This window comes from Evansella vedderi, assembly GCF_030813435.1.
Lineage (GTDB): Bacteria > Bacillota > Bacilli > Bacillales > Salisediminibacteriaceae > Evansella > Evansella vedderi.
The window spans coordinates 1-13676 of sequence record NZ_JAUSUG010000041.1; the positions used below are offsets into that span (position 1 = coordinate 1).

Genomic DNA, 13676 nt, shown 5'->3' on the forward strand with positions numbered 1-13676 from the left:
AGCGCCGATGGTAGTTGGGGGTTTCCCCCTGTGAGAGTAGGACGTTGCTGGGCAGATAAAGACATTCTCAGATGAGAGTGTCTTTTTTTATATACCGAATTGTGTCTGAAATTTGAACGTGGCAAGTAAATTGGTCTAAACGGACAGTAAATCCAATATAACGACGGGTAAATCAGCAGAACCGTTTAGAGTAACCCATCCAAAAAGACAAATAAAGCATCAGAATCCGTTTGTTACCTCCTCCAGTAGATCAAAAACACTTATTTATGCCACATTTATTACGAACGGTGGCTCCAATAAATGCATATAGTAATACATAATAAATTATTAGTTTCATAGGAATATACTTTTTCGTACTCGGCCATACTATAACTGGAGGTGGAGATACGGTGAGAGGAATCTTATCAGCAAAAAAACAAAATAGTTTAAAAGAATGCTTGATTTGTGAAATGGAAAAGGATCTTGGGATTCATTTATTAAATTACTTCATTTGTAAAGAGTGCGAACACGAAATAGTTACTACAGAAACAGATAATTCTAATTATGGATATTATCTTGAACGTTTAAAAAAAGTTAGGGAAGCTTTATCAGCTACTAAAAACAAGGTTCATTAGTTTGAGCCTTGTTTTTATTTGATTCTAAGATTAATGAAATGGACCCTTTAAAAGGAATTTTTTTATACAAAAAGCAGGACGATGCTAGAAGTATTTCATTTTGTTATAATAGGGTGAGTATTGAAAGATTGGAGATAAAGAAATGGACCAAAGGGAGACCCCCCTTTTTAATAAACTACAGGAGCATGCAAGGAAAGGAACAACTTCCTTTCACGTACCTGGTCACAAAAATGGAACTGCTTTTCACATAAATGGAGAAAACATCTACAAAAGCATTTTGAAAATGGATGTTACTGAAATAACTGGTATGGACGATTTGCATAACCCCGCTGGTGTTATCCAAAAGGCCCAACAACTGGCTGCTGAACTTTATAAAACTCAGTCTAGTCATTTTCTCATTGGTGGTACAACGGTAGGAAATCTTGCCATGATTATGAGTGCTTTTGATAAAGAGGATATTATACTAGTTCAACGAAACTCTCATCAATCTATTTTTCATGCTATTGAACTCTCTGGAGTAAAACCAATATATATAGAGCCTGAAGTAGATACGAGTACAGGTTTTTCCCTTGGTGTCTCTCATCAAAGCGTTCAAGAGGCAATTGAAAGATACCCTAATGCAAAAGGTCTCGTGCTAACGAACCCAAGTTATGAGGGGTACGGACAGGGTTTAAGGGAGCATGTAAGGATAGCACATCTTGCAGATATGCTTGTTTTAGTGGATGAGGCCCATGGTGCTCATTTATTGTTTCAAGATGAGCGGTGGCCTAAATCTGCTATTTATGCAGGAGCTGATGTTGTCGTTCAGTCTACACATAAAATGCTACCATCCATGACGATGACTTCTATTCTTCATGTAAATAGCAGCAGGGTGGATAAAACAAAACTACTTAGATATTTAAAGATGCTTCAATCTAGTAGCCCTTCCTATCCATTAATGGCATCATTAGATTTAGCACGTGCATACCTTGCAACTTTAGTTGATACAAATTATGTTCGATTGACAGATCAAATTTTTGATATGAGAAATGGCTTCATTGAAGGAGCTGAATGGAGACAAGCCCCTCGTATTATAGGAAGATTCGTTCAAGATCCATTAAAAATGGCAGTTATGTCAAAAGGATCGTTAACTGGATTTGACCTGCAGGGCTTGTTAGAAGCAAAGGAAATATATCCAGAACTCGCTTCAGCCAATCATGTTTTGCTGACCTTGCCTTTGACAGATGAACAAAGCTACTATGAAAATTATAAATTAAAGTTGAAACTAGTATTAAACAATACAAACTTAAAGAATATTGATCTAATTAAGGATTTAGATATAGGCATTAAAAGAAATAAGGATAAAATATCCGAACCGATATTGACGATGAATGAGTTGGATCGATTACAAAAACATTATATTCCATGGGAAGAATCCGTAGGGAAAGTTGCAGCAGAAACAATTACTCCCTATCCTCCAGGTGTCCCACTAATTTTAAAAGGGGAGAGAATTTGTTCCAATAAATTACGAAAGTTAAAGCATTTAATTAAACATAATGTATATTTTCAAACAGGAGACGAATGGAAAACTTTAGGAATCTCTGTTGTAAAGGAAAAAGAAGGAGAATGAACGTGGACGGACTATTTATTACATTTGAAGGCGGAGAAGGTGCTGGAAAAACAACGGTACTTCACGCTATTAAGGAGAAGCTAGCTAACAGTGGGGAAAAAGTAATGGTAACGAGAGAACCTGGTGGAAGTGTAATTGCTGAAAAGATAAGGGAAATTATTCTGAACCCAGAACATACAGAAATGGATGCAAGAACGGAAGCTTTGTTATACACCGCTGCTAGGAGACAGCATTTAGTGGAAAAGGTTATTCCTTATTTACGGGATGGTTATATTATTTTATGCGACAGGTTTATTGACAGCAGTTTGGTATATCAAGGAGTCGCTAGAAAAATAGGTATTGAGGAAGTATTAAACATTAATTTATTTGCCACAGAGGGTTTAATGCCTCAAAAAACATTCTTCTTTGATATAGAGCCTGAGGTTGGGTTGCAGCGGATCGCAGCACATGGCGACCGGGAGTTTAATCGATTGGATCAAGAAGCTCTAGAGTTTCACCTCATGGTTAGACAAGCATACAAGGAACTAACGGAACGGGAGCCAGGGAGAATAAAAAAGGTAGATGCTTCCCCAGAATTAGAGGAAGTTATCGACCATACGTGGAAGTATATAGAACAGATTGTAAATAAACACAAAATGAAGTAAATGTTTTTTCTAATGCAACGTTTGTTTCTTGTTATAATACACTATATAATAAAGACACTTCCAAACACGTTTGGGACCATGAGGAGGAATTAGGATGAAACTGATTATGGCGGTTGTTCAAGATAAGGATAGTAATCGATTATCCGATGCATTAGTGGAAAATGATTTCCGTGCTACAAAGCTTGCGAGTACTGGAGGGTTTCTAAAAGCAGGGAATACCACTTTTCTGATCGGGACAGAAGATGAGAATGTAGATACACTACTTTCCATTATTAGAGACAATTGTAAGTCTAGGGAACAACTAGTTGCTCCCATTTCTCCTATGGGCGGCAATGCAGACTCCTATGTGCCATACCCTGTAGAGGTTCAGGTAGGAGGAGCTACTGTATTTGTTTTACCTGTGGAACAATTTGAGAAATTTTAATAGATAGATTGGATGATTGAAGGCGGAGATATGTATGATTTGGGAGAAGCTTGGGGAAACACAACCAACAGTTGTAAAAATGCTCACTAACAGCTTGAAGAAGGAACGCCTAGCCCATGCCTATTTATTTGAGGGCCCACGGGGAAGTGGAAAGAAAGAAGTGGCAAAAGCTTTAGCAAAGGCATTTTTCTGTGAGGAAAAAAACGGGGTTAATCCTTGTTTATCGTGTCTAAACTGTAAACGAATTGAATCTGGTAATCACCCGGATGTACATGTTATAGAAACAGAGGGAAGCACCATTAAAGTAGATCAAATCCGTCATTTAAAAAAGGAATTTAGTTTTCGCGGAATGGAATCGAAAAGGAAGGTTTATTTGGTGGAAGATGCAGAAAAGATGTCTACAGGTGCTGCTAACAGTATTCTAAAATTCTTAGAGGAGCCTGATGGCGAAGCTTTAGCTATTCTTATGACTACACAAGTTCATCGAATATTAAAAACGATTATTTCTCGTTCGCAAGTACTTACCTTCCTGTCCTTGTCTCCAGAAAGACTTGTTAAAAAGCTTATGGAAGCTGGAATCTCTGAAACAGACGCAAGGGCCGTTTCACAAATTACTTTCGATTTGGAAGAAGGTATCCAACTCTGCCAAGATAATTGGATTGCACAGGCCAGAAATAAAGTGATACAATTAATAGATGATACCATCATGCGTCCAAAGTATGCATTCATAACATTGCAGGAAGGATGGATGCCCTTTTTTAAAGAGAAAAAGGACATGCAGCTCGGATTAGATTTATTGATGATTTGGTATCGGGATGTTTTACGCTATCAAGTAAATCAACTAGAGCAAATTATTTATATAGATCAAGAGACGAAGCTTCAAGAGCAGTCTTTGAAATTATCACAAAGGAAACTGGGGCAAAACCTCCAGGCGGTTATGGATGCAAAACGTCGATTGGATGCTAACACCGCTCCCCAGTTATTAATGGAGCAATTGCTCCTTCGGTTACAGGAGGGATAACGTGCATCGAGTAGTAGGTGTTCGCTTTAAAAAAGCTGGAAAAATATATTATTTTTCTCCAGGTGAATTAGATATAGAGGTAGATGACTATGTCATCGTCGAAACAGCTCGTGGAGTTGAGTTTGGCAAGGTAGTTATCGGCATTAAGGAAGTACATGATGATGATGTAGTACTGCCCTTAAAAAACGTTCTTCGTTTAGCTACAGATAAAGACAAGCTTATTGTGGAAGAGAATCGTACAGAAGCGCAAAATGCATTTAATGTTTGTGTTGAAAAGATTGAAGAGCATAACTTAGATATGAAGCTAGTAGATGTGGAGTATACCTTCGATCGAAATAAAGTACTATTCTATTTTACAGCCGATGGACGAATTGATTTTCGTGAGCTGGTAAAAGATTTAGCGTCAATTTTCCGTACGAGAATCGAACTTCGTCAAATTGGAGTTCGAGACGAAGCTAAGATGCTCGGAGGAATTGGGCCATGCGGTCGGATGCTGTGCTGTTCAACGTATTTAGGTGATTTTGAGCCTGTGTCTATAAAAATGGCTAAGGATCAGAATTTATCATTAAATCCAACAAAAATTTCAGGTTTATGTGGACGTCTTATGTGTTGTTTAAAATACGAGAACGATATGTATGAGGAAGCAAAGAAGGAGCTTCCAGATATCAATGAAGAAATGGTCACGAGCTATGGTAAGGGAAAAGTTATTGGCTTAAACATGCTTGAACGACTAATTCAAGTAGAGATACATGAATCCCATCGTATCATTGAATTCACATTAGATGAACTTATTCAAGAAGGAGCTATTGCCACGGAAGCCGCGAAATAATGAGGTGTGGGTATCGTGAACAAACATGAGATATTCACTCGTGTAAGCCAAATGGAAGAACGCATTGGAGGTCTTCACCATGAATTAGGTGAATTAAAGGAGCAGCTTGCTCTTTTATTAGAGGAAAACCATAATCTCCAAGTTGAGAATGATCATTTGCGTACGCGGATGAATCAAGCGTTAGAAAACAGAGAAAAAGTCAAGGAAGACGAAGATAATTTGGATTCCAAGAAAGACTCCCTAGAAAGAAAGCGGAGTAACTTTGGAGAGGGCTATGACAATTTAGCTCGTCTTTATCAGGAAGGCTTCCACATATGTAATTTGCATTATGGAAGTATTCGAACAGATGGAGACTGTCTGTTTTGTCTCACATTCTTAAATAAGAAATAAATTTAGGCCTTTCCGATGGAGCGCGGGAAGGCTTTTTTTATAAAGGAGGCTTGGATACGCTACAAGCGGACCAATTATGGCCCACGTCCTGCGTCTGCGATTACTCGACGCAAATTACTCGAGGAAGCGTCTCAGGTCCCGCTTGTGGGCAACGGCGTAATGTCACCGTCCTGCTACCCCGAGGGCAACGCTGGAGTCGCACGCCTTCCGCTTCTCCAAGCTTTTCAAAAGCAATAAAGTTTATGAAAGCAGCCTTATAAAAATTCTTGTATGATAAAATGGCGTAAGGTAGATAATCATAAGAACATATGAAGAATGAAGGTGATAGGAATATGGATTTATCTCCCCAAGAAAGACTGGATTATATGCCAGGTAAAAAAAGGAATATTTTTCAACGTAAAGATATTTTCTCTTTTTCTATGGATGCTGTATTGCTTGCAAAATTTGCTTACATACCGAAAAATAAAGGGAAAATTATTGATTTATGTGCTGGAAATGGAGCTATTCCTCTAATGCTGTCAATACGTACAGATTTTAAAATAGATGCTGTAGAGATACAGGAAGCCTTATGTGATTTAATGAAAAAAAGCATTATATATAATGGTTTAGAAAATCAAATAAATGTTATACATAAAAATATACTAGAGCTAACCGATGAAGTTTCTTGGGGAACATATGATTTAGTTACTTGTAACCCTCCCTACTTTCCTATGGCTGCAAGTGATAGGCATAATAAAAACGAGAAGCTGTTATTTGCCCGGCATGAATATGCCTGTACATTAGAGGATGTTATTCGAATTTCATCTAAACTTTTAAATTTTTCCGGTCGTTTTGCAATGGTACACCGCCCAGAAAGAATAGTAGACATTATGACACTCATGCAAAAATATAAATTGGAACCAAAGAAAATCCAATTTGTATATCCAAAAAAGGGACGTGAGGCGAATATGGTTTTAGTGGAAGGTATTCGCGGAGGAAAACCAGGTATAAAGACACTATACCCGTTTTTTGTTTACGGAGAAGGGCAAGACTATACAGAAGAATTTAAAACCCATTACGAAAATTGGTAAATGTATTCAAGAACATTTTTCAAGAAAACAGCCTATAAAAAGTTAGGAAGGAAATAAATCATGTTTGTACAACAAAGCTATCGAATGGACCAGGGAGGGTGTTTATATCTTGTCCCTACTCCAATTGGGAATTTGCAAGATATGACATATCGAGCAGTGGATGTATTGAAGAATGCAGATGTTATTGCTGCGGAGGATACACGCCATACGAAGAAATTATGCCACTTTTTTTCAATAGATACTCCTCTTATTAGTTACCATGAACATAATAAGAGAGAGAGAGAGGATCAATTGGTGGACAGGGCAATAGCTGGGGAAACAATTGCTTTAGTAAGTGATGCAGGAATGCCTGCAATTTCAGATCCTGGAGCGGATCTCGTTGCTAGATTTACAAAAGAGGAGTTACCTGTCATTGCCTTACCTGGTGCTAATGCCGCTTTAACGGCTTTAGTTGTTTCCGCTCTATCTACTAAAAATTTTACTTTTGTGGGTTTTTTAGATCGAAAGAAAAAAGAGAAAAAAGAGTCCTTAGAAAGATGGAGACTTAACGAGAGTACATTGTTGTTCTATGAGGCACCTCATCGTATTAAGGAAACTTTGCAGGCAATATTAGAGGTGATGGGAAATCGCCAAATAGCCCTTTGTCGAGAGATTACAAAGCAATATGAGACAATTCTTCGAGGGACGACAGAGGAGGTACTAAACTATATAGAAGCCGAGGGAATTAAGGGAGAGTGCGTATTAGTACTTGACGGGGCAACGGAAGAAATGATCCAATCCGCAGCGGAGGAAGAATGGTGGAAATCGTTGTCTATTGTAGAACATGTTAATACTTATGTGGAACAAAAAGGGATGGACTCAAAGGAAGCTATTAAGACAGTAGCGAAAGATCGAGGATTAAAAAAACGTGATGTTTATCAAACCTATCATATAGAGTAAAAAAGAGTAATAATCTTCTAATTCTCTAACAATTTCCTTTGCACCCATTGGGCTTAAAATAATTTTACCGCCTGCAATAGAAAGGTTATCATCAGAAACTTCACCAGTAATTTGACAAGTCATATTTGGCTTATATTTCTTTAAAACGATTCTTTCGTCATCAACATAAATTTCCAAAGCATCCTTTTCAGCAATATCCAATGTACGACGAAGTTCAATTGGAATAACTACACGACCTAACTCATCAACCTTACGAACAATACCAGTAGATTTCATAATTATAGTTCTCCTCCCATAAAATAAATTTAATCGTTGTCAATCGTTGTCACATTTCGACAAAATCTATCAAACTTAGAATACCAACTCTTCCAAAAGAAGTCAATTAAAATATGTTTAAATCAAAAGTAAATTTCGACAAATTTATGACATATTTAATATGGTTTTTCGAGAAAACCTAGATATATTAAGGTTTTTCCTTTAATATTAATAAAATATTTTCTTCTAAATAAAGAAGAAATTGTAAATAGTTTCAAAAAGTTCCTAAAAAGTAGGGTGTATACCCATTCGACAAACATTTTATTCTTCTGTCCGTTATTTTGTAGATTAATATTTTTATAATAGTTCTTTTCTAAAGAATGTTTTTTAGAAGAATAAAAAGTGGCTTGGATATGTTACAGCGGGCGTACTCCACTTCTCCAAGCTTTAAAAGAAACAACCTAGTTTATGAAAACAGCTTTATATATTAATCTTCCCTTCTTTTAATGTAAGTAATTTCTAGTTCTATACTCTATTACCCAACTTGAGGAAAAAAATAACATTAATAGTTATACTAATTTAATGGACTTTTAGAGTAACGTATATGAATGCCCCTGGTTCTTGACACGTCTGGATCGATTCGGTATATTTTGAATAAAGTATGGATATACTAAACAATGATAAATGAATCTCTGATGACGGGATGAGTAAAAAGGAAAGTTTATTACAGAGAGCCAGGGAAGCTGAAAACTGGTATAAATGGAACTTTTGAAGATGGTCCAACGAGGAGTTTACCTTCGAGCATAAAAATGGTGAGGGGGTAACGTTAGATCCAAGCGTTATATGGATAGCTGCTTTTAGATTTTTAGCAGCTTCAGAGGCTGTTTTTTTATAACAGTAAATCTGGGTGGTACCACGTGAGTTTAACTCTCGTCCCAATGGCGGACGGGGGTTTTTTATATTTAAGGAGGAATTAACATGTCGGAACAAAATAAAACATTTTATATTACAACACCAATATATTATCCCAGTGATAAGCTTCATATTGGCCATGCGTACACTACTGTAGCCGGGGATGCTATGGCACGGTATAAAAGACTTCGCGGTTACGATGTCATGTACTTAACCGGTACTGATGAACATGGTCAGAAGATCGAGAGAAAGGCTGAGGAAAAGGGAGTATCCCCTCAGGAATTCGTAGATACCATTGTAAAGGACATTCGGAAGCTATGGGATAAGCTAGACATTACGTATGATGATTTTATCAGGACTACGGAGGAACGCCATAAGAAAGTAGTTCAACAAATATTTGATCAATTACTTCAACAAGGAGATATTTACTTGGATAAGTATGAAGGTCTGTATTGCACACCTTGTGAGTCCTTCTTTACAGAGTACCAAGCAAAAGAAGGGAATTGTCCTGACTGTAACAGACCAGTAGAAAAGGTTCAAGAGGAATCTTATTTCTTTCGTATGAGTAAATATGCAGATCGCTTACTCAAGTTTTACGAAGATAATCCTGGGTTTATCCAACCGGAATCTAGAAAAAATGAAATGATTAATAATTTTATTAAACCGGGGTTAGAAGATTTAGCTGTTTCCCGGACATCCTTTAATTGGGGCGTAAAAGTGAAAAGTGACCCGAAACACGTCGTATATGTATGGATTGATGCCCTTTCCAACTATATAACTGCCCTTGGCTATGGCAGCGAAAATGAGGCAAACTTCCAAAAATATTGGCCAGCAGATGTTCATCTTGTTGGAAAGGAAATTGTTCGTTTCCATACGATTTATTGGCCAATTATGTTAATGGCTTTGGATCTTCCTTTACCAAAAAAGGTGTTTGGACACGGTTGGTTACTTATGAAGGATGGAAAGATGTCAAAATCAAAAGGTAACGTAGTAGATCCTGTTCCTCTCATAGACCGTTATGGATTAGATGCATTAAGGTATTACCTTCTCAGGGAGGTTCCATTTGGTTCCGATGGTGTCTTTACTCCAGAAAGCTTTGTGGAACGGGTAAATTATGATTTAGCTAATGATCTAGGTAACTTATTAAATCGAACCGTAGCCATGATTAATAAGTACTTTAACGGAGAAATTCCTAACTATTTAAAGGATGCCACACCATTTGATTCCAAACTGGTAGATTTAACTCAAGCGACAGTACAAAAGGTGGAGGATGCTATGGAGGATATGGAATTTTCTGTAGCACTCACAGCCATTTGGCAGCTAGTTAGCCGTACCAATAAATATATTGATGAGACACAGCCGTGGATACTGGCAAAGGATCCAAAGGCAAAGGAACAATTAGGATCTGTTATGTATCATTTAGCAGAGTCTTTACGTATTATCTCTACTCTAATTCAACCATTTTTAACAGATACTCCAAAGAAGATCTGGAATCAGTTAGGAGTTAAGGAAAGTGAGACGGCATGGGAAACATTAAAGGAATTTGGTAAGCTCTCAAGTGGTGGAAAAGTAGTGGGCCAAGGAGAGCCTCTGTTCCCAAGGCTCGATGTAAAGGATGAAGTACGACATATTATTGAAACCATGGGTGGAGTAGTAAAAGAAGAAGAGGATGAGGATGCAAAAGTAGATGCCCCTGAAGTAGATGAAATTACTATTGATGATTTTACAAAGGTAGAGCTGCGAGTAGCAGAGGTTACTAAAGCAGAGAAGGTAAAGAAAGCGGATAAACTATTAAAAATACAATTAGATTTAGGATATGAACAACGCCAGGTCGTATCTGGGATTGCAAAATATTATGAGCCAGAGGCCCTTGTTGGAAAAAAAGTAATCTGTGTAACAAACTTAAAACCAGTAAAATTACGTGGCGAATTATCACAAGGGATGATATTAGCCGCATCAGAAGGTGACCAACTCACCCTCGCAACCATCGAACAATCCCTACCAAACGGAGCAAAAGTGAAATAGATACTGACCACATAAGGGGCAGTATCTAAGCGATGAGCGAAGCTACCACAAGCTCTAAAAAGCCAGCTATGAGCGCTTTTCTCATAGCTGGCGAGTGGCTAGCGAAGCCATCAACAAGGAGGAAAAATAAAAAATGCTTTTTGATACTCATGTTCACTTAAATGCGGATCACTATGAAGAAGATGTGGAAGTAGTAATAGAGAGGGCAAGAGAAGCAGGAGTTACGAAAATGGTTGTGGTAGGCTTTGATGAAAAAACCATTCCAAAAGCTATGGACTTAGTGGAGAAATATGACTTTTTATACGCTGCTGTAGGCTGGCATCCAGTGGATGCGGTAGATTTAGAGGACCGACATTTAGAATGGATTAAAGAACTGGCTGCCCATCCAAAGGTGGTTGCCATTGGAGAAACAGGACTAGACTACCATTGGGACAAATCCCCTAAGGAGGTACAAAAGGAAGCATTCCGCAAACAAATTCAGCTTGCAAAGGAAGTCCAATTACCAATTATCATTCATGATCGTGATGCCCATGGAGATATTGTTGAAATATTAAAAGAAGAGGATGCCTCTGAAGTGGGGGGCATTATGCATTGCTTTGGTGGAGACTTGGATATTGCAAAAGAGTGCTTAAAGATGAATTTTTATATTTCCTTTGGAGGACCTGTTACATTTAAAAATGCCAAACTGCCTAAAGAGGTGGCAAAGGAAATTCCATTAGACAGGTTACTCATTGAAACAGATGCACCTTTTCTAGCACCACATCCATATAGAGGTAAAAGAAATGAACCTGCTTACGTAAAGTTAGTAGCAGAGAAGCTAGCCGAATTGAAGGAAATAACTTTTGAGGAAATGGCGGAAATAACCACAAATAATGGAAAAAAACTTTTCGGGATTAATTGACAAGTATAGATAGAGAATGCTGGAAAAACATGTCCAAGAAACGCCAAAAGTCCACTTGTTCTACAAGTTGATGCATTTGCATAAAATACTAGTCGAGAAGTTTTCCTTTTATTATTTTTGGAGATAATGAATAATACAAGGTAAAGCTTTCACAGATTTTAAGTTGACAAGAAAGTGGAGGTGGCATATAATTTGGATTCTGAGGGAGGGGTTCAACCATGACTCAATGGATGAAGCAATTCTTCTCCGAAATTTCATGGAGAAAGACTGCCATATCCAGCGTTGGCCTCCTAACGTTGATGGGAATTCTAATTTTTGCAATCTATGAGGCTACGAAAACATCTGTAACTGTTGAGGTAGACAACGAGATAGCAACTGTGTACACACACGCATCAACCGTTGGAGAGGTTTTGGAAGAACGTGGTATTGACGTGAACGATCACGATTACATCGAACCATCCGAAAACACAGCAATCTCTGAAGCAATGAATATCGTATATATCCCTGCACAACAAGTCTATGTAACGATTGATGGTCAAGAAAAAGAAGTATGGACGATTGCAGGTACTGTACAAGAGCTCATGAACGAATTAGAAATTGAAGTTAATGAGCACGATGTGATCGAACCGCCATTAAGTGAAGCTGTAGCATCTGAAATGAGTGTTACATATGAACAATCATTTCTAGTGACGCTTACTAGTGACGGGGAGGAAAAGGAAATTTGGACGACTTCGACAACGGTCGCTGACTTTTTAGAGAGAGAAGACATCACCCTAGGTGAATTGGACCGCGTAGAACCATCCGTCGAAGATTACATTAATGATTCTATGGAAGTTAACGTTGTCCGTGTTGAAAAAGTCACCGATGTTGTGGAAGAAACTGTAGATTTTGCCACTGTTAGAAGAAATGATTCTTCTTTAGAGCAAGGTAGAGAGCGGGTAGTTCAAAGTGGTCAAAATGGCCAACTTAAGAAACACTATGAAGTAATCTATGAAGATGGTGAAGAAGTATCACGTGAGCTTGTGAAAGAAGAGAAAGTTCAGGATAGTGAAGACCGAATTGTTGCAGTGGGTACCAAAGCGCCTGCTCCAGTATCTTCTCGTGGATCATCTGCTTCTAGTGGCGAGTGGAGAACGTTTACTGCTACTGCTTATACTGCATACTGCACAGGTTGTTCTGGTACAACAGCAACAGGTTTAGATCTACGAAATAACCCTAATAAAAATGTTATTGCAGTGGATCCAAACGTTATCCCATTGGGATCCCGTGTAGAAATTCAAGGTATGGGTACATTTATTGCAGGTGACACTGGCGGGGCAATCACTGGAAATAAGATTGATATTTTCATGCCGAACCGCAGTGACGCTCTTGCATTTGGTAGAAGGACGGTTCAAATCCGAATACTTGATTAAAATGGACACAGAGGACTCCAACCTCTGTGTTTTTTTCTTCATTCCATTAGACGCAGTGTTAAGAAAAAGGTTACATGTTTTTTGAAAAAAAAATTAAAAATACATTAGAATGAATTTCATAAATCTCGGCCCTTATGGGCCAATGGTTTCAAAGCATGAAAAAAGGAGTACCTCCCCAAATGTCGAATTTAGTAAGTAACCAGCAAACTAACTCGAAGGGGGAAGACTCCTATGTCTATTGTACGACAAGAAAGTCTTTTTAGCATGCAAATTTTATTTGATTTAGAACCTACCCAACGTTACGATGAGATTTTTTCAGCGATTGATATCAATCCAATCCTTATTATCGTAGCGAAAAAATCCAATTTAGGTAGGCCTGTAGAACTAAACTATCCTGCAATGATTCAAGCGCTTTTGGTTAGAATAGTTGAAAGAATCCCTGAAATACAACTCTTAGTTGAACGTTTAAACACTGACCTTAAATTTAAGGTTAACTGTGGTTTCTTAATATCTGATCCAGTCCCTTCTGAAGCCTCATTTTCAAGGATGATTACAAAGATTAAAGATACAAACGTTCTTGAAGAGATCAACTCTCAAATAATTAGTGATGCAATAAATGAAGAATTTATTG

The 13676-nt window shown here is 37.8% G+C and carries 14 protein-coding genes and 1 other annotated feature; of the genes, 13 read left to right on the forward strand and 1 reads right to left on the reverse strand.

The window, feature by feature from the left end:
• The first annotated feature begins 389 nt into the window (after nucleotides 1-389).
• The 9 genes from J2S74_RS26695 to rsmI all read left to right on the forward strand — a co-directional run bounded on the left by J2S74_RS26695 (nucleotide 390) and on the right by rsmI (nucleotide 7540).
• On the forward strand, nucleotides 390-614 hold the full coding sequence (locus J2S74_RS26695) for a sigma factor G inhibitor Gin (protein ID WP_307332617.1): 225 nt from the start codon (nucleotides 390-392) through the stop codon (nucleotides 612-614).
• Between the two features lie 142 nt (nucleotides 615-756).
• Nucleotides 757-2223, forward strand: a complete 1467-nt coding sequence (locus tag J2S74_RS26700) for an aminotransferase class I/II-fold pyridoxal phosphate-dependent enzyme (protein ID WP_307332620.1) — start codon at nucleotides 757-759, stop codon at nucleotides 2221-2223.
• A gap of 2 nt (nucleotides 2224-2225) precedes the next feature.
• Nucleotides 2226-2867, forward strand: a complete 642-nt coding sequence (gene tmk / locus J2S74_RS26705; protein ID WP_307332623.1) for a dTMP kinase — start codon at nucleotides 2226-2228, stop codon at nucleotides 2865-2867.
• 94 nt (nucleotides 2868-2961) lie between these two features.
• Complete coding sequence (gene darA, locus J2S74_RS26710; protein WP_307332627.1) at nucleotides 2962-3291, forward strand: cyclic di-AMP receptor DarA; 330 nt, start codon at nucleotides 2962-2964, stop codon at nucleotides 3289-3291.
• A 34-nt stretch (nucleotides 3292-3325) separates the two neighbouring features.
• The gene (gene holB / locus J2S74_RS26715; RefSeq protein WP_307332629.1) at nucleotides 3326-4312 is read left to right on the forward strand and encodes a DNA polymerase III subunit delta'; all 987 of its coding nucleotides are present in this window, start codon (nucleotides 3326-3328) and stop codon (nucleotides 4310-4312) included.
• Between the two features lies 1 nt (nucleotide 4313).
• Complete coding sequence (locus tag J2S74_RS26720) at nucleotides 4314-5141, forward strand: PSP1 domain-containing protein (RefSeq protein ID WP_307332631.1); 828 nt, start codon at nucleotides 4314-4316, stop codon at nucleotides 5139-5141.
• A 51-nt stretch (nucleotides 5142-5192) separates the two neighbouring features.
• Nucleotides 5193-5531, forward strand: coding sequence for a DNA replication initiation control protein YabA (gene yabA, locus J2S74_RS26725; protein WP_370876084.1), 339 nt, complete (start codon nucleotides 5193-5195; stop codon nucleotides 5529-5531).
• A 308-nt stretch (nucleotides 5532-5839) separates the two neighbouring features.
• Nucleotides 5840-6601, forward strand: a complete 762-nt coding sequence (locus J2S74_RS26730) for a tRNA1(Val) (adenine(37)-N6)-methyltransferase (RefSeq protein ID WP_307332636.1) — start codon at nucleotides 5840-5842, stop codon at nucleotides 6599-6601.
• Nucleotides 6602-6661: 60 nt separating this feature from the next.
• Entirely contained in the window at nucleotides 6662-7540 is an 879-nt protein-coding gene (gene rsmI / locus J2S74_RS26735; protein WP_307332639.1) for a 16S rRNA (cytidine(1402)-2'-O)-methyltransferase, read from the forward strand.
• Here rsmI and J2S74_RS26740 read toward each other — a convergent pair.
• Nucleotides 7499-7816, reverse strand: a complete 318-nt coding sequence (locus J2S74_RS26740) for an AbrB/MazE/SpoVT family DNA-binding domain-containing protein (protein WP_307332641.1) — start codon at nucleotides 7814-7816, stop codon at nucleotides 7499-7501. The genes rsmI and J2S74_RS26740 overlap by 42 nt on opposite strands.
• A gap of 665 nt (nucleotides 7817-8481) precedes the next feature.
• Nucleotides 8482-8736, forward strand: a binding site (T-box leader).
• Nucleotides 8737-8773: 37 nt separating this feature from the next.
• Between J2S74_RS26740 and metG the strand changes: the two genes are divergently transcribed.
• From metG to J2S74_RS26760, 4 genes are all read left to right on the forward strand, one after another.
• Nucleotides 8774-10732: a methionine--tRNA ligase gene (gene metG, locus J2S74_RS26745; protein ID WP_307332643.1), complete on the forward strand. Its 1959-nt coding sequence runs from the start codon at nucleotides 8774-8776 to the stop codon at nucleotides 10730-10732.
• A 133-nt stretch (nucleotides 10733-10865) separates the two neighbouring features.
• Entirely contained in the window at nucleotides 10866-11633 is a 768-nt protein-coding gene (locus tag J2S74_RS26750) for a TatD family hydrolase (RefSeq protein WP_307332646.1), read from the forward strand.
• A 218-nt stretch (nucleotides 11634-11851) separates the two neighbouring features.
• Nucleotides 11852-13045, forward strand: coding sequence for a resuscitation-promoting factor (locus J2S74_RS26755; RefSeq protein WP_307332647.1), 1194 nt, complete (start codon nucleotides 11852-11854; stop codon nucleotides 13043-13045).
• 231 nt (nucleotides 13046-13276) lie between these two features.
• A partial coding sequence (locus J2S74_RS26760) for a transposase (RefSeq protein WP_307332650.1) occupies nucleotides 13277-13676 on the forward strand: 400 nt, incomplete at its 3' end.

Coding starts and splice junctions, on each gene's coding strand:
- yabA (WP_370876084.1), top strand. CDS start 5,193: ATGGAAGAACGCATTGGAGGTCTTCACCATGAATTAGGTGAATTAAAG.
- J2S74_RS26740 (WP_307332641.1), bottom strand. CDS start 7,816: ATGAAATCTACTGGTATTGTTCGTAAGGTTGATGAGTTAGGTCGTGTA.
- holB (WP_307332629.1), top strand. CDS start 3,326: ATGATTTGGGAGAAGCTTGGGGAAACACAACCAACAGTTGTAAAAATG.
- J2S74_RS26750 (WP_307332646.1), top strand. CDS start 10,866: ATGCTTTTTGATACTCATGTTCACTTAAATGCGGATCACTATGAAGAA.
- J2S74_RS26755 (WP_307332647.1), top strand. CDS start 11,852: ATGACTCAATGGATGAAGCAATTCTTCTCCGAAATTTCATGGAGAAAG.
- rsmI (WP_307332639.1), top strand. CDS start 6,662: ATGTTTGTACAACAAAGCTATCGAATGGACCAGGGAGGGTGTTTATAT.
- J2S74_RS26730 (WP_307332636.1), top strand. CDS start 5,840: ATGAAGAATGAAGGTGATAGGAATATGGATTTATCTCCCCAAGAAAGA.
- J2S74_RS26700 (WP_307332620.1), top strand. CDS start 757: ATGGACCAAAGGGAGACCCCCCTTTTTAATAAACTACAGGAGCATGCA.
- darA (WP_307332627.1), top strand. CDS start 2,962: ATGAAACTGATTATGGCGGTTGTTCAAGATAAGGATAGTAATCGATTA.
- metG (WP_307332643.1), top strand. CDS start 8,774: ATGTCGGAACAAAATAAAACATTTTATATTACAACACCAATATATTAT.